Below are 23,513 nucleotides of genomic sequence, written 5' to 3'. Positions count from 1 at the left end.
CTTCTCTTACCGGCACGCCATGAACCTGACCATGCTGCTGGCTTCGGACATCACCTCGCTGAAAGCAACTATCGCACGGTGGATGTCCTCCTCACAGGTTCCATAGCCAAGTGAAAGCCTGATGGAGCAATGTGCTTCAGCGGGAGTCAGACCCATGGCGAGAAGGGCATGGGAGGGATCAGGATTACCCGATTTGCAGGCTGAACCTGCAGAAAGGCAGATCCCCTTGCGGTCGAGCATGAGAACTAGCGATTCGCCCCTGATCTCCGGCAGGTGCATGTTCAGGGTATTGGGGAGGCGTAGATCGCGGGGGCCGTTACGTCGGGCACCGGGAACAAGTGTACGTATTTCCTCCTCAAGCCGGTCCCGCAATTGTATCAGGCGCTTCCCCTCCTGCCGGTGCAGGCGCTCCATTGCCATCTCGACGGCAGTTCCGAATCCGGCTATTCCGGCAACATTTTCCGTTCCCGCCCTAAGGCCTTCTTCCTGCCCCCCCCCTGCGACAATCGGCACCAGAGACACTTCACGGCGGGAAAACAGCGCTCCGACTCCCTTCGGCCCATGGAGCTTGTGGGCCGATACCGTCAGCAGGTCGACCCCCAGGGCCGCGACATCCACATCGATTCTCCCGAATGCCTGCACTGCGTCGCAATGAAAGAGCGCACCTGCACTATGGGCAATGCAGGCCAATTCCCCTATCGGTTGAACCGCTCCCGTTTCGTTGTTAGCGAGCATTACTGAGACGAGGAGTGTGTCGGGACGTATCGCACGGGCCAGTTCTTCTGGTGCTACCAGTCCTTCACGTGTAGCCGGCAGGAGAGTAAGATCGTATCCGCTTCTTTCCAGCAGCCGGAAGGGGGCAAGCACTGCCGGGTGCTCGATGGAACTGGTGACGAGGTGACGGCGGCTACTGTTCGAACCTCTGGTGGCGCCGAGAATGGCGAGGCTGTTCCCCTCCGAGCCGCTACCGGTGAAGACAATCCGGCGGGCGGTGCAGTTGAGTGCCTGAGCAATGATGCGCCGCGCCGCTTCCACCGCATCCCGCGCCCGTATTCCCGAGCTATGGATGCTCGAAGGATTGCCGCAACAGTCGGTGAGGTAGGGGAGCATGGCTTCAAGAACTTCCGGGGCAACGGGGGTCGTGGCGTTGTGGTCAAGGTAGATCTGCCGCATCGCTTGCACCCGCACCCGCGCCTCCTTGCGCTCTTCTTCCACGGGAGGATTCAAGCGTTCCATGACTCTATCTTCAGTAATCTTTTCCACCTGGCACAGGAGCGCCTTGTAGATCGGGAACCCCGATATGGGGTCGAATCTGCCGAGGTCCGTGAGTTCATTCACGTTGCACGTTCGCCATGCTTCATTACCCAGGGGGCCTCCCCCACCCATGGCGGCGTCTACGGCACCCCGGACGATGCCGGATGTAGTAAATGCGGTGAAGACGGCTTCTCCCCGTGGAGTTTTGACGCGGATACGATCTCCGTCGGAGATGTTTCGGCTCGCGGCATCATGCGTGTTGATCGTCAGGATCGGCTCGGGGTGGTGAGCGGCCAAAGGGGGCACCCCATGATGCTGGCTCCTGAAATCGTAGTGGGTGCGGGCTCCCGAATTAAATACCAAGGGGAAGGTGAGTGCCGTTTCGGGAGCGGCGAGGGGGCCCTCCGCCGGCTCTGAATACACCGGGAGCGGGTCGTACCCGTATTCGGCCAGAATGGAAGAAGCTATCTCGAATTTGCCGCTGGGCGTGTCGAACCCCGGCTTGCCGTCGGGACGCAGCAGCCCCTTTTCCCATTTCCGGTACTGCATCATGGCAGTGGGAAGCTGGATTTCTCCACCGGCGTTTCGTACCTCCTCCAGTGTGAAGCCGCTCCCTTCAAGGGCAAAGGCGAGAAGTTCCTCCTCGTTCCGTGGGTACATGTGCCCATATCCAAGGTGCTGCGCCAGGCCGGCCAAGATCTGGAAGTCGCTGCGTGCTTCCCCTTGCGGTGGGACCAGTGGTTCGCGGATCTTGAAGAGCGGTCCGAATCGCATATAGGAGGTGATTTCGAATCCGGTGGCTGCAGGCAGCACGATATCGGCATACGCCGAATCCGCTGTAGGGTACCGGTCGATCACTACGAGGAAATCGAGCGCTTCAAGGGTTTTGCACCAAACACGCGGCTGAGGCCATGCGGTGCAGATTGATCCTCCAAGTATGATCAATGACCGCACCGGATATGGCTTGCCGCGAAGCACTGCATCTGGAAGAGCTATGGCATGAGATTCTTCCCGGTAGGCGCTGTAGAGGGGGAAGCGGTCTCGGCCGAGCGCCTTCCTGATGTCGGGGTTAGGCACGAGGCGGGTCCGGTTCTGGGGGAATGTATTCTCCTTCATCCGGAAAAGCAGTCCTCCCGGAACGTCAAGCTGCCCTGCAAGTGCGAACAGGGTAAAGACGGCGCGTATCGCCTGGACGCCGCTGTCGGAGTATTCCAGGCCCGTATACATCACCGGACAGACACCGCGCCTGGTGGCCACCAAACGGGCCAGTTCCCGAACGGTCTCTGCGGCGACCCCGGTTATACGTTCCACCGTTTCAGGGCGAAAATGCTGCACGTACGTGGCCAACTCCTCGAAACCGACCGTCCAGTCACCGGCGAACTTCTCATCGTAGAGTTCTTCTTCGATGAGTACCTGGATCATTCCCAGGGCTAGGGCTCCATCTGTCCCGGGCCGTATCGGAACCCAGCGGGCATCTGCTTCAACGGCGGTGCCTGCGCGGCGGGGGTCGATGGAGATCACCCTCGCGCCCCGTTCTTTTGCCTTTATGATCTGGAGATGGGCGAGGGGAGGGGAGTCTGTGGCCGGATTGGCTCCCCATAGCAGGATCAATTCGGCCTGCTCAAGGTCCGTCTCCATTGTGATCAGCATCTCTCCCATGGTGACATGTGGAGCGATCATTGCGAAGGAAACGTAACAGAGAGCACCGACTCCGAGGGTGTTGGGGGACCCGAAAGGGAAGAGTACGCTGGAAGCGGATGATACTGCGACTCCCGCAGGCTGGAAGACGTCGCAGAGGGCCATGTCGAAGCTGCCCCTGCCTGTGTAGATCGCCGCCCCTTCCGGACCGTACTGTTCCCTTGTCTTCATCAAGTTTTCGGTGATGATCGCGTAGGCATCGTCCCAGCTGATTTTTTCGAAGGAGCCGGCACTTTTCGGTCCCGTTCGACGCATAGGGTGTAAAAGCCGATTTGGATCGTGAACTATCTCCGGAGCGTGGCGGCCGATCCGGCAGATCATGCCGAAAGGGTGATCCGCTTGCGGTTCAATGGCCACAAGCCGATCGTGTTCAACGGTAACCGTGACGAAGCAGCCGGCAGGACAAATGCCACACAGACCGCTGCGTTGCTCCCTCGCATTCATTTTCATGCACTACCCTTTGAAGCCCACGGGCCTTCTCCTGCTTTACGGAGCAGGAGCAAGGCGAACCATTCCCGAGAGTCCGTAAAGACTTCCACCGTTTTCAGCCCATGTGACATCAATAGGGGAATGAGAGTCCCAAGCCTGAACTTGCGGCTGATTTCCGTGCGTATAACTTCGCCGCTGCCCACAAAGAAACTGGTTCCGAGGGGCATAATGTCGATTTTGTGGCTCCTCGTGAACCGGGCATGGATCTTCACGCGCTCCTGTTCTTCGCAGTACTTAGCATGGTGCTCAATCGTAGAGGATTCTATTTCACATCCAAGCTCGCGGTTCATGCGAACGAACAGGTTCTTCGTGAATCGGGCGGTCACTCCGGCAGCATCGTTGTACGCGGCATCAATAACCTTCGAGTCTTTAACCAGGTCGAAGCCGATGAGGAAAAAGTCATCCCTTCCCATGGCCGAGCTTATCAGGCGGAGAAAGCGGCTCATCTCCGTTTCATCCATATTTCCTATGGTGCTGCCGAGAAATACCGCCATTGCAGGAGATGCCTGGTTCAACCATGATATGGCCTGTTCGTACTGACCATGGATCCCAGCCACCTGGATAGACGGAGATCGCACCGCTATCCATGAGCATGCCTGGCGAAGGGCGCTTTCGCTAACATCTACAGGGATATAGGTGGCTACCCCATCTCGCGCCAGCCACGCATCGATCAGAAACCCGGTCTTCTCGGAGCTTCCGGAGCCCAGTTCGAGAATGGAAACCGGGCCGGTGATGCTTCTCAAGCGCGGGGCTGCTTCTGCCAGTATCGAGGCTTCGATACGCGTAAGATAATACTCAGGTTGACGGGTTATCATCTCGAAAAGCGCACTGCCCCGTGTGTCATAGAGAAATCGGCTTTCAATGCGGCGCGGCTGACTTCCCAGGCCACATGCAACTGACTTGGCGAAATCAACAAGAGGCTCGTGTCCCCCCTGCTGGTGAAGTATGACCGGTTCGGACGCAGAGAGCGCCTCCTTCAGGACATCGCATCGAAGCCTCGACGCTCCCGTCGTTGAGATCTGCATGTTGGCTCCTTGTCTACTGCCGGTACTTGGTGCGGTGTTGGACATTGGAAAAGTATAAGATATCTGTTTTCGCAGTCAAACATGGCCGACTTTGACAAAAGAGGATTCGGTTGTATTTACTAAAGAAACTGCAATCGGAGAAAGAGGTTCCCATGAAGCATGATGATTTGATCCGTCATGAACTGCTGGCCCTTCTCGACAGTCAAAACGCCCACATGGCTTTCAGGGAGGCTGTTGCCGACTTCCCCCTGGAACAGATCAACATTAAGCCGCCGAATACCCCCTATTCCTTCTGGCATTTCGTGGAGCATATCCGGATCGCCCAGTGGGACATCCTTGAATTCATCAGGAACCCGCAGCACCAGTCCCCTCCTTATCCGGAAGGGTACCGGCCCCGGCCTGAAGAGGTCGCGGATGAGCGGCGCTGGCGGCAGTCGGTGGAGGCGGTATCAGCAGACCTTGCCGCATTGCTGGCGATCGTATCCGACCAGGGGTGCGACCTGCTTGCTCCCCTCCCTCACGCCCCCGACTACACGATATACCGTGAGGTTCTTATCGCAGCTGATCATATGGCCTATCATGTGGGAGAAATAGCCGTCATGCGTCAGGTCATGGGGCTATGGCCAGCGAACCGCCCTTACCTTACAGGCGTCTGACACAGATTCTGTGCCGCGTTCTTTAAGGTTAATATTGATTAAATTTTCCCTGTTCCTGTCCGATATCCTTACAGATAGAACGATGCAAAGGAGATCGGACGTGAACAAGCGGCGTGCGGTGAGGATTGGGTGTGACATGAAGGCGAGTCTGGAGCATGATCGGCATGCCTACCCGGGGAGGGTGGAGAATATTTCTGCCCACGGGGCTCTCGTTCGGCTGAGAGAAACACTTCTGGCACGCCCTGGTGAAGTCTGGCGGCTTTCGATACAGCGTGATGATGAATCGACGCCTCTTGTGGTAGGGGTCCAGATTGTTCATATCGGCTTCTGTATCGTCGGCGTGAGATTCCTTGATCTCGATGCACGCAGCTATGCAACGATTGAAATGCTTCTTCATGCTGCGTCTTCCGATAACGAAGCGTCGGGAATGAGTTTCAGGCGAATTGTTTACGACGAGGGGTAAAGCGCTATTCGGCTTCCCCCAGAAACCATTTTTCGAACCAGGAACGGTGGTCTTTCGCAGCCAGTATCTGCAGATCGGCAGGCCCCAGCCAGATGCCACCGCATCCGGGACATTTGTCGAGCGGCACTCCCCTGAACGTCATAGGTGTTATGCTCTCGCCGCACTTCGGGCAGCGGTTGCGGCAAAGATCCCTCACCAGCTGCTCGCGGGTTTCGCTTCGCATCTTCTCGATCTTTTCTTTTTCCTGCTTCAGTATATATTCGTTTTCCAGCGCCTTTTCCCGTTCCTTCCAGATGTCTTTCATGGCGGGCTCCTTGTATTATTATACCCTTAATTTACATGTTCATTAGTTTTATGCAAGAGCAAACTGATTGGTGGTATTCAGTGTGAATTAATTGTTGACAATTAATCATATATAATAATAAGCTTCTTTTGCAGTTGTCCAGGGAGGGGGGAAGATGCCGAACCTGTTGCTATTCCGAGTGCTGCTTTTTTTTGCATACGCTTGTGGGCTCGCTGCCTGCACCTCGGCAGCTGAGCAGACGGTCACCCGGGCAATTTCCACTTACTGCAGCGCGAAGCAAGCCGCTTTCGAACATCACGACATAGATCCTCTTGCACAGATAGCCACAGAGCATCAGCTGGGAAACCTCTTCCCCACGCTATATTCTCTCAGGACCTCGAACACTGTAATGCGATCTGAGGTAAAGCTAAAACGGCTCGGAAAGCCGACAATAGTTTCCTCGGGTAATGCGGCGAAAGTCCGCACCGAGGAGTGGTGGCAGTTTTGGTGTGAAGACAGAAAGTCAGGCAGGATAATAAAAGAGAAACGGTTCGAAACGTACTGCCTCGAATACACCCTCGTCAAAAATGACTGTGGAATCTGGAAGATCGATGAAGTTGCCCATATGCCTAAGCAGCACTGATATGTGCCTGCTCCTGTAATCCAACTCCTGTTTGTTGCCCGCTTTCCCTCCAATGCCGTCTACTCTTCACTGGTCGTTGCAACTCGTTCCGGTCATCGAAAGCCGCTCTGAACGGCGCCCCTGCATGGCCCGTCCTTCGGGTGTTACGGCAGCAGTTTGAAAAACCCTATAAGGTAAAAAAATCTTAAGAAACCATCCCGAAACTCCGATAAACAAAGGGCATTCCCCTTGCCAAAGCTATGGAACTCGTAGCTGTGGCCACTCATCAACGGAGAATAGGGACAGTGAACAGATTTCTGACCACCTTCGCGATAATTCTCATTCTGGTTTTCTATCGAAATGGTGCGGGGGTCGAGCCCCCCCATAATCTGACCAATGGCTACACCTGCTCCAACTGCCATTCGGTGCACATGACCCTGGGATCTACCGGGCTTACCAATGCCTGCCTCACGTGCCACCGGCCGGGAGTTCCCCTGGCCGGACGCAAACCGTTTACTCTCGCCGACGCTGCTACCCCATTCAGTGGGTACACAGGACAGCCTGGACTTCGCTACCAGACATCCCACAACTGGTCGGGCCCACAAATCCGACCTGATGCGGGGGCGGAAGAACCGGCCAGTACCGAGCTCCGCTCCACAAAGACCCTTTCCGGTCTTGGCTGCCCGCGCTGCCATGATCTCCACACCTATAAAGACAGGCCTTTCCTTAGGGCTAAAATCGACAGGGACCAGCTGTGTCTCGATTGCCACAGGTCCCGAGGCACCACTGACCACAGCCTGGGCACCCATCCTGTCAACTTCAATTACACTGGTGCGCAATCTCTGGTAAGGCAGAAGCCGGCGGAGTTCAATGTCCCTCCGCTCAATGCCAACCCCTCGAATCCCACCTCTGCTCTGCCGTTAAAGAACGGTACTCTACTTTGCACTACCTGTCATGGAGTTCACTACACTGATTCAAACAGCTCTACATTCGACAACGCTACCAGCTACTACGGCCTGCAACCTTCTGCCGGTGCTCTCCTTCGAACCGATATGCGTGGAAGTTCGGCAGGCTCCGTCAATATCTGCACAAACTGCCATTTACGGCAAAACCATGATGGGCGCGGCCAGAATGTCCAGTGCGCAGATTGCCACGGCGGGCATGTAGACGAGGCCGACGGGACAAGACCCAACGTATTCCTTGTCAGACGTTACATGAACATATCATCGCCTGCCGGCAAGGTAGTCAACAGTAAGGTTATGTTCCAGTACACTTCCGCAGGCACGCGCCCATACAAAAACGCCGCCGGAACAGGGGTGTGTCAGGCCTGCCACACTGTCCCCGAAAGTGCCGGGTACCCGGGTGCTCACCGCCTTGCGGATGCACCGGCGAATGCATGCAGCATCTGTCATCCTCATAACGAAGGGGGGAGGGGAGCTTTTTCGGCGATGGGTGGCAGTTGCAGCGCCTGTCATGGAAGCGATGAAGCGAGCGGTACTCCGATACTGACCGGCAGGCACGGGTCGCACATAAGCCCTGGTGCCAACGAATCCCTTGGTGCACCATTCGGCTGTGCCGATTGTCATGCCCGCACAGTCAGCAATAACTACACTATCTTGAATCCGGCTCGCCATGCCAATGGACTGGTCGATTATTCCGGCGCAAGAGCCGGAGGGAGCGCCGGCTACAACGGTGCCACCCGTGTCTGTTCCAACTCCTACTGCCACAGCGACGGCAAGGGCTCGAAAAAGAACCTGAACGCTGCCTCCTGGACTTCAGCCGCAACGTTCGATTGCCGGGGATGTCATGGCAGCGACGGCTCCCCCGCCTTCACAAGCCGTGCAGGCGAGCCTAACTATGCCAACAGTGGAGCCGGTAGTGTACGGGCCAACAGCCATGAAAGCCACACATCAGGAGGGGCAGGCAGCTGCGGGGCCTGTCATGTTCAGACAACCACGAGCGGCACGGAAATTAAAGCCGGCAGTCTGAAACATGTTAACAGCGCTGTTGACGTAAATTTCGATCCAGCCAAGGCGGGAGCTGCCACCTGGACCCCAGGCACCAAAACTTGCAGCAATATCGGTTGCCATTTCGGCGGTTCTGCACAATGGGGTGGTATCCTGCCTGTCGACTGTACCGGCTGTCATGGCGGCGATACCGCAAGCGCTGCTCCCATAGCCAGCGGTAAACACAGGAGGCACCTGGATAATTATTCTACCCTCGGGGCTGGTAACAGGTATACCTGTACCGACTGTCACGCCAGCACGGTAAGTGGCAGCCGAATAATCTCAAACCGTGCCAACCACGGCAACGGGATCAAGAACTATTCGGGAGCCAGAGCAGGCAGAATCAATGTCTCCGGCTCGGGAAGCTGCACCACCGCCTACTGTCACAGCACCGGGATGCAAGCCAACCAGTTCTGGGACATGAGTTCAGCCGGCTGGTACTCTTCGCGTACTTTTACGTGCAACGGTTGCCACGGCGCAAACAGTCTTCCCGACGGAACCTTTTCCGCCTTCACGAGCGTGGCAGGCGAACCTAGCTACGCAAACGGCGGGGCCGGGACCGTTACAGCCAACAGCCATCGGTCCCATGTCTGGGGAGGCGGAATTGCCGACTCCACCGGGTGTGCGAGATGTCACAGGCAGACTGTGGACCTGTCGCAAGCCAGCAGGCTTCGCCCCTATTCTACCCTTCATCTGAACAGAAACCGGGATGTGGCATTTTCCGCTGTGGCCGGAGACGGGGCCGTCTACACCTCATCGGACCAGCAATGCAGCACCGTCTACTGTCATTCCAATGGCCTTCGTTTTGACAACAGCACTGCAAATTTCAGGACGATGACCTGGGGAGGAGCCCCGCTCACCTGCGCATCATGTCATGGCGATTCTGCTTCTGCCGAAGAACTTAGCGGCAGGCATGGCAAGCATACCGCCAGCACCATCTACGTATCCAGCTGCGACCGCTGTCACAGCGGCACTATTGACGGTACGGGGAAGATCGTCGACAGGAGCCGTCACGCCAACAGGACCAAGGACATTTCGTTTAACAATGGAGGCAGCTATAACAGCGGCAGCAAGAGCTGCACTACGTATTGTCACAGCGATGCGCGCGGAGGCGAGCCGACGTTCAGCGTGAAATGGTCGGACACGGATATCACCATGAAGTGCTATTCCTGCCACAAAGGAAGGACGTCCGACACTTCCGAGGGGAACTGCGGGGTTGTCCAAGGAAACTGGAGCAGCGCCAGGGAGTTCTGCACCCCCGACATCACCATGAATGCCGACGGCCACCACAGGCTGGTAGGGCCTCAGTGGATCAGGAAGTACCCGTGCTATTACTGTCATGACGCCACAATGGATGCTGCGGGGGACATCAAGGACAGAGCCCGGCACCTGAATGGAGTCAAGGATGTAAAGATCGCTGCAAAATGGGAGATTCCGAGCCGGGACAAACCGAGCTACACAGAGAAAGTCTGCGATAACGTGTACTGCCACAGCGACGGTACCATCGACCCTGATGTAGTGCGCCCGTTTCCATGGAATGCACCGAAGACCGAATGCAACAGCTGTCACGGTCATCCCACCGGCTCATGCAACAATGCCGGGTGTCATGACAATAAGGTTCACCCGGGGGATCCTACGGGAAGAGTATGGAATCTCCCGGCAAAATTCGGCAATCAGACGGCCTACAGATGGCCCGCGGGGCAGGAGTGGATAGGTTCGCTGCCGATGTTTCCAAACCAGGGACCCGGCACTGCGCGTGCCAACTCTCACCCCCGCCATGCCCAAACCAATTTCACCTGCGACATTTGCCATGCGAAGACGATTAAAGGTGATTGCATAAGCTGCCACAAAGACGGCATACCTCCCGGAGGAATGGGGGAAGTGGCGCACATAGATGCCGCATACCATGTCAACAAGAAGAAAGACGTTGATTTCAAGGATATGCCCGGTGCCGATTATGATCCGATTACCAGAAGCTGTTCCGGCACAACCTGCCATACTAGCGGCGTCGACCCGGTATGGGGCGGCTCCGTAGGCAGCGCCGTCACCTGTCTTTCATGTCATGGCATTACCGGTCCTGACGTCGACGACTTCGATGCCTTCAACGGCACCCAGGGAAAGATAAATCTCACCCAGTGGGAAACGAGCGGTCATGGAAGGTACTCCTCGGCCGCCTACACAGGGTCCTATCCTTTTTCCAGAAATCCTGCCGCTAGCTTTCCCGGAAATCCCTGCTGGTACTGCCATGACAACAGCGTGCTTCACAGCGATCCCTCGAATCCGTACCGTTTGAGAATGCACGGGCAGTTCGACCGGCGATTCGAAAAAGAATGCGTGTACTGCCACATGGAGCGCACCGACCTAGAATGCATCTCCTGTCATGTAGGGCAGACCCAGTCCTTGTCTCCACAGGCGACGGCAGCCGGAATACTGTTCAGGTACCGCAACACTTCCACCGAGATCAGGCATCCATCACACACCGCTCTGGACAACTGTACGGCGCTCACCTGCCATGATTCCGATACCGGCCTCTTTCCGGGCGGAACGCACAAGGGGCACAATACCAATTCGGGCATCTGGACCAGGGAACAAATAGCCGATGTGAAAAACCAGTACATGATGATGGGTGTCTGTCTCCAGTGCCACGATGACGACAGCAACGGTCAGTGCACAAGTTGCCACATCGCTCCGTCGGACAACCCCATGAAGTACTCCCTGGGGTATGACCCGGGCACCGGATTCATAAAACCCAGAAAGGCGAGAGCATCCGGCGGCCATTTCGGGTACAAGCACTACCGTGCCTTCAAGGAGAGCGGCGGCTGGGCCAAAGACGGCACAGGCAATTACCTGGGGACCTGGAAAGGGGGCAAGTTCTGCTGGGACTGCCACGATCCCCACGGAGACGCCAACCTCTACATGATTCAGAAAAAGGTGGCCACGACGACCGACGGGAAGTTCGGAAGGCCGAAGACCCAGGCAGTTGTCACGTTTACCGAAGATACGGGAGCCTACTACGCGAAAAAGACGGAGCCCTTCGACGGCATTTGCAACGTGTGCCACTCCGCGAGCAGCAAGCATTTCACGCGCAATTCCGGGGATGGGCACAACATCAACAGACGCTGCACCATTTGCCACGAGCACCGTTTCACCGACAGTCATGCCAGCAAGCAGAACTGCGACAGTTGCCATACCAGCACAAAGCCGATCCCGAAGCACACTGCCTTCGGTCTGCCGCGCGACTGCGTGAAGTGCCACTCCGGTACCGTCGGGAAGCGAATGGACATCATCGGCCAGATGAAGTCGAACTCCCACCATGTTCAGGGAGTCGAGCTGAACAACAGGCATTGTTACCAATGCCACTGGGAGGCCACTCCGGAGGGGTTGATCGATAATCAATACCACACCGGGTATAACTACAAGACCTACACCTCGGTCAGGAACGACACCGTTGATCTCGTGATATACGGGCCCAACCTGCGGCCTCCGGTGTACCGGGAGATCTCTTCTGTGGAAGGGAGGGCAACGGCTGTAAAATTCGTAGCCGTCAAGATGGGAACCGGCGAAGAACGGAACCAGGTAGATAAGGTCACGGTCCATTGCATCTCATGTCACAGCGATCAGAACAACTACAGCACCCCCTTCAACGACTGCAAGACGCCGCGGCAGTACGCCTGGGACCTGCAGAGTATCGCTGCCCGCTACTCCCAGACTGGCACAACAAACTGGGGAAAATATTCGGCAACGGCTACGGCCGCGAAAAAGATAGCTCCGAAATCCTTCTCCGCCCATGGCAATGCCGTGGGCAATAGTGGCGGATGGGATCCTGCAACCGGCGTGGATGAAGGCATTCCCAACAGCCGGAACGGGAGCACCAATGTTGGATGCTTCGATTGCCACAACTCACACGGCTCCAAGGTACAGGGGGTGACGACCAGCTACGTCACGTTCAACGGCACCAACAACGGCGGAAACCTCAAAGAAACCAAAAAGGACATCGGGGGCTACACTGCGGATTACAAGGCCTCGTCGAACAGTCTCGGAGTCAATCCATACGGCGCGGGGGCCGGGCAATGCTTCGACTGCCACAACACGGCAAATGCGGGTACCGCGGTTCCGACAGGAAAGACACCTTGGGGGTATAGCTCAACTTTCGGTGCGTCCGCCCCCATCATGGGATACAAGGACACTGCGCGCTTCGGCGAGGGGGTAAAGGCATCAACTGCCCGCTTCCCCGAAAGGGATTCCCGCAAAACCATCCTGGGTGGTCATCTCAAGGCTTCGGAGCCCGGGGGAGCACTTCCCAATCTGGCAAAGGACACAGGGACTGCCACAGGCGGAACGGCAACCACGTTGACCGACAGCGGAAAAAACTGGCCGCTCAACAAATGGAGGAACTCGTACCTTCTGATGGCAACCGGCAGTAACAGCGGTCAGTTGCGTAAGATCATCTCCAGCACGGAGACAGTCCTGACCGTCGATGCTTTTGCCGCGACCATTCTTGCGGGGGATATGTACAGGATCGTTCCATATTCAGCCACCGTAAACGGTCTATGTACACCCTGTCATGATCCTCACGGAGTAACCCCCACCCTTGGCTCCAACCAGGAATACGGCGTGCCGCTGCTCAAGGGAACTTGGATGACCTCTCCCTACAAGGAGGATGCGCCTCCTCCCGATCCGTCAGGCAGCGAAGCTACTGACAAATCGTGGGGAAAATTCACCGGTGCCCATAAATACGGCTTTTATGGAACTTCCCCGGTTACCAGGCACACACTCGACCGTAATACGTTCGGAACTTCCAACGGCATTCCGGGAGGTGCTGCCAAGAGGCCTAGTGAGAGCGACTCACAGTTTGCCGGGCTCTGCCTGAATTGCCACACGAAGGAGAACCTGACCGACGGTACTAACAGGAATGACGGTGCGGCAGGATTCAAGACAATCGATCGGATTCATGAGTCGGTGAAGGGGTGGGGAGCCAATACCGAGCATTCCTTTACCTGCTCGAAATGCCATCAGCCCCATAACTCCGGATTGCCCCGGCTCATGCAGACCAATTGCCTCGATTACAAGCACCGCGGTGGCAGGGTTTCCGGCGGGCAAGCGTGGGGAGTAGATAAGCAGTACAACAGTTCGAGGCCTCATGGCACGGGCAATGAGCACCGTGGCTATCCGATCGGCAGCATGCTCGGTGGAGCGGGGTCGCCTGATGCAACGACTGCCTGCCATGTCGGCAGATACAACCCTGCTTACAATTACTCCGCTCCGCCGGCACAGTGGCCCAACGGGAACTACTGGAACGACAAGACACCCTGGTAGGATACCGACGTGAACGTCAGATGCAGTATCGGAGGAAGTTCATGATCCGAAGACATAAAACCCGTTTAAATCGATTGCGAATATTGCAGCGATCCGCTTCTATTTTCTCACTATTGTTTCCGTTGATCCTTGCCCTGTTCTTCACAAGTTTTGCGTACGGCAAGGGAGGAGATCTGCTCGCTCCTTTCCCCGTGATCGACGCAAAAGCAGGGCAACAGCTTGCACGCGCCATGGCTGTTGATCCTGCAGGAAACCTGATCGTTGTTGGTTACAGCAATACCGGCGTCACTGGTAACGACTACCACATCGCGAAATTCAAATCGGATGGTTCCGGTACTGCGTGGGCACCGGTTACGTATGGCGGTACGGGTTCCGACGTTGCGACTGCAGTAGCAGTCGATTCCGCCGGGGATATCATAGTAACCGGCTATACAAACAATGGTGCCGATTACGATATCCTCACCATCAAGTACAGCGGCGCCGATGGCTCCAAACTGTGGGAACATACATTCGACGATGGAGCGGCCAACGGAAACGATTACGCCACAGCTATCGCCGTGGACGGCGGCAGCGACATCTACATCGGAGGCTATTCCGCCAACGGGGCGAAGCGCGACGACGTCCTGATCATCAAGTACCGGCAGAGCGGTCCGGTTGCAAGCGCTCCGGAGTGGGTCGAGCTTCTTGACGATGCCGCCTATCCAAACAATGACAACAGGATTTCCGCAATAGCTGCAGGTGCAGGAACAATTGCCGTAACCGGCTATTCTTCGAAGTCTGGCGCGGATTTCGATGTTTTCACCCGTCTGTATGGTTTCGACAGATCATTCATAAGGGAGTGGAGGCACTCATCCGCAGGAAGCCGTGATGACCGCGGTGTGGCCGTAAGGATCGACTCGGAGGGGAACATTGTTGTGACCGGTTTCATTACCAACCCGCTCAATAATACTGACATCTATGTTGGCAAGTATGACCCGGGGAATCCGACACCGGTATGGGAAGCTACCTTCGATGGTAGCGGCAACGACGAGTCAAAGGGAGTCTGGATCGATGACGACGATGATGTCTATGTCGTCGGGTACACCTCAACCCTTGTCGGCAATCAGGATTTCTTCACCGCACGTTACCGAGGAAGCGACGGAACACTCATCTGGAAGAATGTCTTTGACGCCGGTAACGGTTCAACAGACATCCCGGTAGGGGTGACCGTTGATCCAGCTGCAGACGGAGGGGTCTTTGTTACCGGCTATACGACCGTCTCCACCGACGAAGACTTACTTACGATCAAGTACCGGAAAGATACCGGAAAAATATTATGGAAGGCTATTTGGAACGGCAGTGAGAAAAGGAACGACCGCCCTGTGGGCATTGCCCTTAGCGCTCGCAATGTCTGCGTCGGTGCCTGGTCAGACGGTGTCTCAGGATATGATTTCAGTGCACTCAAGTATGACTTCGGGCCGCTTAACGCTCCCGGAGACCTTACGGCCACCGCCGCTTCAGGTACATCCATTACCCTGAACTGGACCGACAACGCTTCAAACGAGGAGAAATTCGTCATTCAGAGGAAGCTGGGGGATGGTGGGACCTTCACCGATATTGCAACAGTGCCGGCCATCCTGCCTCCCGATACCACCACCTATACTGATACCGGCCTGGCCGCTGACAACTACTATTATTACCGGGTACGTGCGGCCAACGCAGCAAATGGCGATTCTTATTACAGCAATGAGGCAAGGGCTTTGACAAAGGTGGTGAGCTACAATACCTCCCCATGGAATTACCGGTTCAACAGTGTTGATGACCGCGAAGACAAGGCCACTGCAGTTACTGTCGGCTCCGACGATCATCCCGTAGTGACAGGCTACAGCGAGATGACAGAAGAAGGGGTGGAAGATTCCTTCTCTCTCGACTATCTCACGCTCAAGGTGGATCGCAGCGACAAGTCTCTCAAGTGGAAGGCGCGCTATGACAGCGGGGACGGCGGCAATGACATGGCTTCGGGAGCGGTGCTGGATTCCACCGGGGACCTGCTGGTGACAGGAACCGCCTATCTGTCGGGCGGAAGTGACAAGAGCGACGACCTGTACACTATCAAGTTCGACACGTCGGGGCATACAGATCCGAATACGAACCCTCCCTTTGTATGGGACCACCAGTACGGGACCGAGTCCGGAATCGACCTCGCCAAGGCGATAGCCATGGCTAAGAACGGGTCGAACAGCAGTGTCGTAGTCGGTTACGGCAGAAACGGTTCCAACAACGACGACCTGTTCGTGATCAAGTACAACCAGGACGGCAGCCGCCCATGGGGAGCCGTTACCATTTATGACAGCGGTCGCCACGATGTTCCGACTGCTGTTGCTTTCGATCCTTCCGGAGATATCGTAGTTACCGGCTACAGCTTCGACACTTCCGCCGACCCTGCCGGCAGCTACGACTGGTTCACCCGTAAATATAGCGGTGCCGATGGGACCCTGCTCTGGACGGACACCTTCGACAGCGGTTTGGGTGACGACAGGGCTCTCTCCCTAGACATCGATACTGACGGGAATGTCTATGCAACCGGATACGCGACACGCGGAGGAAGCCTCCGGGATATTCATACGATAAAATACGCCGGGGCAGCGGCACCTCCGCAACGCCGTATATGGGAAATGCGGTGCAGCGGCTCCGGTTTTGACAATTGGGGAGCAGCAGTAAAGGTGGACCCGATAGACGGGAACATCGTCGTCGCCGGCACTACCTACGTGAGCCCGACCGACAGCGATTTTCACGTCATACGGTATTTGGCTGCAGACGGCAGTATTTTATGGGAGAAGAATTTCAACCGCCCGGGATACGACTTCCTAACGGCCATGACGATGGATTCATCAGGCCACATCTATCTTGCCGGGAATACTAGGGGCGGAGCCGGAGTCGAGTTCGACGGCACTTCCGACATTCTCTCCCTTATCTATGACCATGAGGGGACATTTTTAGGTGCGATGCTGTATGACGGGAGCGGCAGGCAGGACGAAGCGGTTTCAATTGCCGCGAACTATAAAGGTGAGGCATTCGTAGCAGGTTTCTCAAGGAATTCTACCAATGCCGACTACATACTTCTGAAGCAGATAAACAATTACATTCTGGTTCCCGCCCCATTTGTGGTGGCACCACAGCCTGATTACGGCAAGGTGGATCTGGGCTGGAGAGAAAATACCCCCGGGACGTCGTTTCGCATCGAACGGACAGAGGGTCCTTCGAACCCGTTAAGTGTGTGGACGCACGTTGCGACGGAAGACTCCGGCACAACCGGTTACACTGACAGCGGCCTTTCGCCGGGCGCCAGTTACTGCTACCGAATCGATGCCTCCATTGGCAGTCTGAATTCGCGAAAACTCGAAAAATGTGTTACCACGCGGCTGCCAGCGCCTACGCTCGATCCGCCGACTGTTGATTCCACAACACATATCAGCCTGAGCTGGAACCAGGTGGCCGGAAATACAGGGTACAGGATTGAGCGCAAGATAGGAGGAGGAGCTTGGAGCGAGGTAGCGACAAAGGCAGCGGGAGCCAATTCACATACCGACACCGGGCTCACCCCGGGTACGACGCATTATTACCGGGTCAGCACCGGCAGTGCAGCGGGCTTTTCGGCTGCGAGCAATGAGCAGAGTGCTGTTACAAGGCCGGTTGCTCCGGTCCTCAATGCACCTACAGGCATCACCAACACGCAGATGGTTCTCGGCTGGAATTCCGTCACTGGTGCAGCTTCATACACCCTTCAGTACAAGGTGTCGGGTGGGGCTTATGCGAATTTTGCCGGATGCACTTCGATAGCCGGCACCACCTGCACCGTTACCGGCCTTGCTGCACCAAACCAGTACTTTTTTCAGGTCAAGGCGGTCAACAGTGGGGGGGATTCGTCGTGGAGCAACGAGACGAGTGGTACAGCCGCTCTCGGTGTTCCAACCCTGACCACTCCAGTTGCTGCTGCGACCATTACCAGCACCCAGATGTACGTCGCCTGGACCAACCCTGTTGTCACCGGGGCGAATGTCACCTCATATACACTTCAATACAAGGAGGGGGCGGGAGGAAGCTATGTCGACTCCGGTTGCCCGGTCGGCACGAATCTCTTCTGTACCGTAGCGGATCTTACCCCTAACAGGACTTACTACTATCGTGTAAGAGCCAACAACGCTGCGGGCAGCTCCAACTGGAGTTCCGAGGTCAGCGCCAAGACTCTTCTCTCCTCGCCGACTCTCAGCAGCGCGTCCGGCGCTTCCGGTACCCAAATCGACCTTGTATGGACCGCGGTACCGGAAGCCTCAGGATATACCATCCAACAATCCGCCTGCACCGACAGCGCCAATCCGAGTACGTGCAGAGGTGTTGCGGCATCCTATGCTGCTTGGGGAAACAAGGCTACGGGAGTTGCTGCGACAAGTTATTCCGCTACGGGACTCAGTGCCGGCACTAACTATCGCTACCAGATCATAGCCACTGTCGCAGGAAACACCTCCCGTGCGAGCAATGTCCTCCATTCATGGACGAATCTTCCCTTGCCGGCACTGACAGTTACTCCCGCTAGTTCCACCTCGCTGACGCTGGATTGGGATGCCCGTCCGGGCGAGACAGGATACGCCATTGAAACAGGCCCTGCCGATACTGGACCATGGTCAGTGATCGTTGCAGCGCATCCCATGAACAACGTCTCCTACACGCACAGTTCACTCTCGTTGAATACGCAGTACTGCTACAGGGTGCAGGCATACAGTTCCGAGGCCGGTGCGCCACCTTCAGTATACAGCGAGGCGAAATGCAAGACCACTCCACCTGATGCTCCCGTTCTTGCCGCTCCCGTCGTAGTCTCGGGTACCCGTGTGGACCTGTCATGGAACAACATCACGGGAAACACAGGTTACGAGATAGAGCAGTGTGTTACGTCGGATCATAATCAGCCGGTCACGCATCCTCTTGGAGGCTGTTCTGTACTGGCTCCGAAAGTCGGAGCCGATATTGCGGCGACGTCACTTACGGATCTTACCGCGGGTTACACGTACCGTTACCGGGTGAGAGGCACCTACAACGTATCCGATTATACCGCCTGGAGCAATGCGCATTGGGTTACAACTACACCTCCGGCCCCTGTGATGACTGCTCCGACCGCAGTATCCGCAACCACGACTCAATTGACTCCTACATGGAGCAATGTCAACGGCGACAACGGTTACAAGTTGTACTGGAAGGTCAGGTCAGGGGCCGACTGCACACCCGGCGCCTGGAACGGGCCCATAGCTCAGGCATTGAATGCGGTTACCTATAACCATAGCGGCCTTGAACCCGGAACCTTTTACTGCTATCAGATTGTCGCAGCCGGTCCATCGGGAACCCCCGATTCAGCTGCTAGCAATGCCGTGTTTCAGACGACGAAACCAACTGCACCCGGCCAACCGACGCTCAGCAGCATAACCGCTACGAGCATCACCGTCCTCTGGTCTAACGTTACAGGAAACAGCGGCTACAATATTGAGCGCAAAACAGATGCCAGCGGCACCTGGAGCTCGGTCGGAACGGTGGCGGCTAATGTCGAGAGCTTTCCCAATGCCGGCCTTACACCGGGCACACTCTATTTCTACAGAATCAGCGCAAATTCTGCCGCTGGATACTCGGCTGCCAGTCCCGAACAGTCGGCGACCACTACTCCTGCAGTGCCAGTAGTAACTCTTTCGGTTATTTCTGCTGCGCAGATCGATCTTTCCTGGCAGGTCGTTCCTGGTGCCACCAACTACAGGATGGAGCGGAAGCAAGGAAGTGGTGCTTATGCTGCCCTTGCCGATCAGGCTGTCGGTTACACAACATCCTATTGTGGTGAGCCCTATCCTACGGTGGCTTGCCCGTCTTTGTCCCCCAAGGTTGTCGGCTATCAGGATGCAGGCCTCCAGGAGAGCACTACGTACTGCTATCGAATGAGAGCCTGGAACAGCACGGGCGGGGACTCTGCTGCCAGTGTCGAAAAATGCGGGACAACCTCTGCGCTTGCGGTCCAGAATCTGGTCGCGACCGCTGTTAATTCCCAGAAGGTCAAGCTGGATTGGGTCCCACTCTCCTGTCTTCCGGAGCCGTGTGACGACCCGGACATGTACGAGATTGAGCGGCTCGTACGCGACGGGAATTGGGTGCTTCTTGGCAGGACGGCGAACGGCACGACCTTCACCTACACAGACACGACAGGCCTTGAGCCGAACAGGCGATACAGCTACCGGGTTCGTGCGGTCAAAGGAGGGGACAGCTCGCCCTACAGCAGCACTGCAACCGTCTCTACCGCTGTCTTCCGGGCAGGTGACGATACCTGCCAATAGGTCTAGTTTTCGATGCACTGTTGTTGGAGGGTGAAGCAAAGAGCTTTGCCCTTTTTTTATTAGAGTGGCTGATATCGTGATTATTCACTTCTCATCATGAAAAATTGGGACTGATCGGGATATCCATATGGTCTCAAAGGGGAGGATATTCCTCTGGCAGGAAGGATCGTGAAGATTGCGGACGTCTACGACGCCCTGCGTTCGCGGCGGAGCTATAAGCAGCCTGTGGGGCACGGTGAGGCGGTGGAGATCATGAGGAGGGGGGAAGAGCGGATCGATCCCCGCAAAGACTTTGACCCGCATCTTCTCGAAACATTTTTCAATATCGAGACTCTCTTCAGGAACATCTACGAGAGCCAGGCCGGGCCATATTGAGGTGGGGTGGGGCCATTCGTCCCCCGTGCGGTGCATTCGCTCCGTTGAATAGTTAAGGTTATTCTTCCTTTATTATCCTGATTACCTGGAGTACCCCCGGCATTGCTTCGATCTGCCGCGTATCCAGCGACTCCGTGTCTCCTATTACCCCGATAATAGTGCGGTTAGCCCCTGTCGACTGGTGGATGTCGAAATTCCTGTTGATCAGGTACTCCTTCACGTTGATAAGGGCCTCTTCATCGGCGGATGTTTTCATGATAATCAGCACGTGCTACCCCTCCTCCTTGTGAGACATGATCCTCTCGAGCCTGCGGGATTCGTCTATAACGCGCTCGAACAACCTGACAATAGCATGGTCGTCAAGGGGCCCCGGGTTATGCTGCTTCATTCGCTGGAAAATATTCTTTTCCCTCCCCGGGTCGTAGACAGGAAGGGACAACCCTTTCTTTATCATTCCGATCCTGAGGGCAAGGGCGGCGCGTTCGTTGAAAATGCGCAGCAACTCGTCGTCAAGTCGGTCGATTTCCTCGCGCAAGGACTCTATGTTCATGCCTGTCAGCTCCCTAGAACTGCTTCTTGACGAATGTGTCCCTTCGCCAATGAGCATCATCCCGCTCTGGGTAGTCAATGTTGTAATGGAGCCCCCTGGATTCCTTCCTCTGCTGGGCGCAGAGGACGATCAGTTCTGCGACGGTGGATATGTTGCGCAATTCGACCAGGTCGGAGGTGATCGTGAAGTCCCAGTAGTAGTCTTCGATCTCTTCCTGGATCAGCTTGATGCGGCGCATTGCACGTTCGAGGCGCTTGTTGGATCGCACTATGCCGACGTAGTTCCACATGAAGCGGCGCACTTCATCCCAGTTCTGTGACACGACTACAGTTTCGTCGGAGTCAGTTGCGGTTCCCGCGTCCCACTCGGGGATCTCCGGTTTTTCAAACTTTCCGGTCTTGAGTATCTCGACTGCATGCTTGTAAGCGCGACCTGCGTACACCGCGGCTTCGAGAAGAGAATTGCTGGCGAGGCGGTTTGCACCGTGCAGCCCTGTGAAGGCGACTTCTCCGATGGCGTAGAGGTGCTGTATGTCGCTCTCTCCGTTGGAATCAACCGCAACTCCCCCGCAGAGGTAATGAGCGGCGGGGACTACCGGAAGCGGCTCCCTCGTCATGTCCAGACCGAATTCAATGCAGGTCTGATAAATGTTGGGAAAGCGATTCCTGACATAATCGGGTTCCTTATGGGTTATGTCGAGGAAGACGCAGTCGTCGCCGTGGGTCTTCATTTCGTTGTCGATGGCCCGGGCAACGATGTCGCGGGGAGCAAGGTCCTTCAAGTGGTGATACTTTTCCATGAATGCCGTGCCGTCCCGCCGGCGAAGGATCGCACCTTCTCCTCGCACTGCTTCCGAAATCAGGAATGACTTTGCGTGGGGGTGGTAGAGGGTCGTGGGGTGAAACTGCATGAACTCCATATTCGCGATTGTCGCACCTGCCCGGTACGCCATAGCTACGCCATCCCCAGTGGCGACGTCTGGATTGCAGGTATAGAGATAGACCTTGCCGGCACCGCCGGAGGCGAGGAGGGTGATTTTGGCGGAGAAGGTCTTTACATGCCCGCTGGCAATGTCCAGAACATGGGCGCCCAGGCACCGGTTGGGCTTGACCCTTTTGCGCGTGACCTTAGCCTCGGTGATCAGGTCGACGGCTATGTGGTGTTCGTAAATGGAAATATTCGGATCCTGCCTCGTTGCCGCGACAAGCGCCCGTTCTATCTCCCTCCCTGTTATGTCCTCGGCATGGAGGATACGCCGCTGGCTGTGTCCACCTTCACGTGTAAGGTCGTACGAGTCGCCGCTCGTGGTGAACTGAACTCCCCATTCTATAAGACGGTGAATGACCTGTGGACCTTCTTCTACAACCATCTTAACGACATCTTCGTGGCAGATCCCAGCTCCCGCTACCAGGGTGTCTTCCACATGAGCCTCGAAGGTATCCTCCTGCGAGAAGACGGAGGCTATCCCTCCCTGGGCGTAATTGGTCGCCGATTCAGTTATCTCCCGTTTGGTAACGAGCGCGACGGTTCCATGCCGCGCCGCCTTGAGGGCAAAGGAGAGACCGGCTATACCGCTGCCGATCACCAGAAAATCGCTTTCTACACGCATGAAGACCCCCCTAAGTGCCTCCGCAGGGGGTGGTCCTGTCGGAGGTGTTTCTGAAAGGCTTTAAATTATTTACCCCGAACCCCCGTTTGTCAAGCTTTTCCCCTTTTCGTAAAACTGGAAATCCGTCAATCTTCTTGTAAAATTGCCGATACTGATTTATACAAATTCTGGACATGCCCGCTTCCGTATCGTCTCCTGATGAGAATTGCCTTGAAAAAAGCGTATCCAATTGTAGCTCTGGTTTTGGTTTCGGTCTTGTGTGGGATGGAGGCGAAAGCCGACATCTACAGGTATGAAGATTCGAACGGAGTCGTTCATTTCACCGATGCTCCGACAGATAAGCGATTCAAGATTTTCATGCGGGATATCAAACGCGAGAAGCAACTGCGGACCTCCTTCCGTATTTCGGGGGATCCTGCGCGTTACGAGTCACTCATCAGCAGCTGCGCCGTGAAGTACGGCGTCGATAAGTCCCTTATCAAGGCAGTGATTCATGCCGAATCCGCCTACAACCCCAATGCAGTTTCCCGCAAGGGTGCACAGGGACTAATGCAGTTGATGCCGAAGACTGCCCAGGATCTTAAGGTCGCCGACGCTTTCGATCCCGCGGAGAACATCCGGGGAGGGGTGCGCTATCTAAGGTTTCTCCTGGATACGTGCAAAGGCGATGTGTCGCTAGCTTTGGCTGCGTACAATGCCGGGCTATCTCGGGTTGCCCGCTATGGCGGCATTCCGCCGTATCAGGAAACCCGCAGTTACGTCTCCAAGGTGCTGGAGTACCAGAAAAATTATCAAAGCAACTGAGGCCGGTGCCTAGAGCATC

At 56.1% G+C, this 23,513-nt stretch carries 12 protein-coding genes and 2 pseudogenes; 8 read left to right on the top strand and 6 right to left on the bottom strand.

What is annotated here, in order from left to right; genetic code table 11:
- Nucleotides 1-6: 6 nt before the first annotated feature.
- Nucleotides 7-3,402, bottom strand: coding sequence for an IscS subfamily cysteine desulfurase (locus CFB04_RS06335; RefSeq protein WP_088534492.1), 3,396 nt, complete (start codon nucleotides 3,400-3,402; stop codon nucleotides 7-9).
- The gene (gene egtD / locus CFB04_RS06330; protein WP_157698737.1) at nucleotides 3,399-4,466 is read right to left on the bottom strand and encodes an L-histidine N(alpha)-methyltransferase; all 1,068 of its coding nucleotides are present in this window, start codon (nucleotides 4,464-4,466) and stop codon (nucleotides 3,399-3,401) included. The genes CFB04_RS06335 and egtD overlap by 4 nt, the downstream gene beginning before the upstream one ends.
- A 152-nt stretch (nucleotides 4,467-4,618) precedes the next feature.
- On the opposite strand from egtD, the gene CFB04_RS06325 reads away from it, so the two are divergent.
- Both CFB04_RS06325 and CFB04_RS06320 read left to right on the top strand, forming a co-directional pair.
- Complete coding sequence (locus CFB04_RS06325) at nucleotides 4,619-5,122, top strand: DinB family protein (RefSeq protein WP_088534490.1); 504 nt, start codon at nucleotides 4,619-4,621, stop codon at nucleotides 5,120-5,122.
- 100 nt (nucleotides 5,123-5,222) lie between these two features.
- Nucleotides 5,223-5,585 carry a PilZ domain-containing protein gene (locus CFB04_RS06320; protein WP_157698736.1) on the top strand — a complete coding sequence of 121 codons (363 nt, stop codon included), beginning with the start codon at nucleotides 5,223-5,225 and terminating at the stop codon, nucleotides 5,583-5,585.
- Nucleotides 5,586-5,589: 4 nt separating this feature from the next.
- Here CFB04_RS06320 and CFB04_RS06315 read toward each other — a convergent pair whose 3' ends face one another.
- On the bottom strand, nucleotides 5,590-5,889 hold the full coding sequence (locus CFB04_RS06315) for a zf-TFIIB domain-containing protein (protein WP_088534488.1): 300 nt from the start codon (nucleotides 5,887-5,889) through the stop codon (nucleotides 5,590-5,592).
- Between the two features lie 154 nt (nucleotides 5,890-6,043).
- Here CFB04_RS06315 and CFB04_RS06310 point away from each other — a divergent pair, with 154 nt between their 5' ends.
- The 5 genes and pseudogenes from CFB04_RS06310 to CFB04_RS06295 all read left to right on the top strand — a co-directional run.
- The gene (locus CFB04_RS06310) at nucleotides 6,044-6,511 is read left to right on the top strand and encodes a hypothetical protein (protein ID WP_088534487.1); all 468 of its coding nucleotides are present in this window, start codon (nucleotides 6,044-6,046) and stop codon (nucleotides 6,509-6,511) included.
- Nucleotides 6,512-6,750: 239 nt separating this feature from the next.
- Nucleotides 6,751-8,958, top strand: a pseudogene (locus tag CFB04_RS18510) (CxxxxCH/CxxCH domain-containing protein); the annotation flags it as partial.
- A gap of 141 nt (nucleotides 8,959-9,099) precedes the next feature.
- Nucleotides 9,100-13,812 carry a CxxxxCH/CxxCH domain-containing protein gene (locus CFB04_RS06305; RefSeq protein ID WP_369833280.1) on the top strand — a complete coding sequence of 1,571 codons (4,713 nt, stop codon included), beginning with the start codon at nucleotides 9,100-9,102 and terminating at the stop codon, nucleotides 13,810-13,812.
- Between the two features lie 41 nt (nucleotides 13,813-13,853).
- Entirely contained in the window at nucleotides 13,854-20,156 is a 6,303-nt protein-coding gene (locus CFB04_RS06300) for a fibronectin type III domain-containing protein (protein ID WP_197692587.1), read from the top strand.
- A gap of 126 nt (nucleotides 20,157-20,282) precedes the next feature.
- Nucleotides 20,283-20,531: pseudogene (locus CFB04_RS06295) on the top strand (HD-GYP domain-containing protein); the annotation flags it as partial.
- Nucleotides 20,532-20,589: 58 nt separating this feature from the next.
- Here the strand turns inward: CFB04_RS06295 and CFB04_RS06290 are convergent.
- From CFB04_RS06290 to nadB, 3 genes are read right to left on the bottom strand one after another with little or no spacing between them, the layout of a single operon-like run.
- A complete protein-coding gene (locus CFB04_RS06290; protein WP_088534483.1) occupies nucleotides 20,590-20,799 on the bottom strand; it encodes a hypothetical protein in 210 nt (69 codons plus the stop codon).
- A gap of 3 nt (nucleotides 20,800-20,802) precedes the next feature.
- Nucleotides 20,803-21,081 carry a chorismate mutase gene (locus tag CFB04_RS06285; protein ID WP_088534482.1) on the bottom strand — a complete coding sequence of 93 codons (279 nt, stop codon included), beginning with the start codon at nucleotides 21,079-21,081 and terminating at the stop codon, nucleotides 20,803-20,805.
- A 13-nt stretch (nucleotides 21,082-21,094) separates the two neighbouring features.
- Entirely contained in the window at nucleotides 21,095-22,690 is a 1,596-nt protein-coding gene (gene nadB / locus CFB04_RS06280; RefSeq protein WP_088534481.1) for an L-aspartate oxidase, read from the bottom strand.
- Between the two features lie 264 nt (nucleotides 22,691-22,954).
- Between nadB and CFB04_RS06275 the strand changes: the two genes are divergently transcribed.
- Entirely contained in the window at nucleotides 22,955-23,494 is a 540-nt protein-coding gene (locus tag CFB04_RS06275; RefSeq protein WP_088536723.1) for a lytic transglycosylase domain-containing protein, read from the top strand.
- Nucleotides 23,495-23,513 lie beyond the last annotated feature (19 nt).

This window comes from Geobacter sp. DSM 9736, from assembly GCF_900187405.1.
Classification (GTDB): domain Bacteria; phylum Desulfobacterota; class Desulfuromonadia; order Geobacterales; family Geobacteraceae; genus DSM-9736.
The sequence above is the reverse complement of the archived record's forward strand: the minus strand, read 5'-3'. Positions and strand labels throughout refer to the sequence as shown.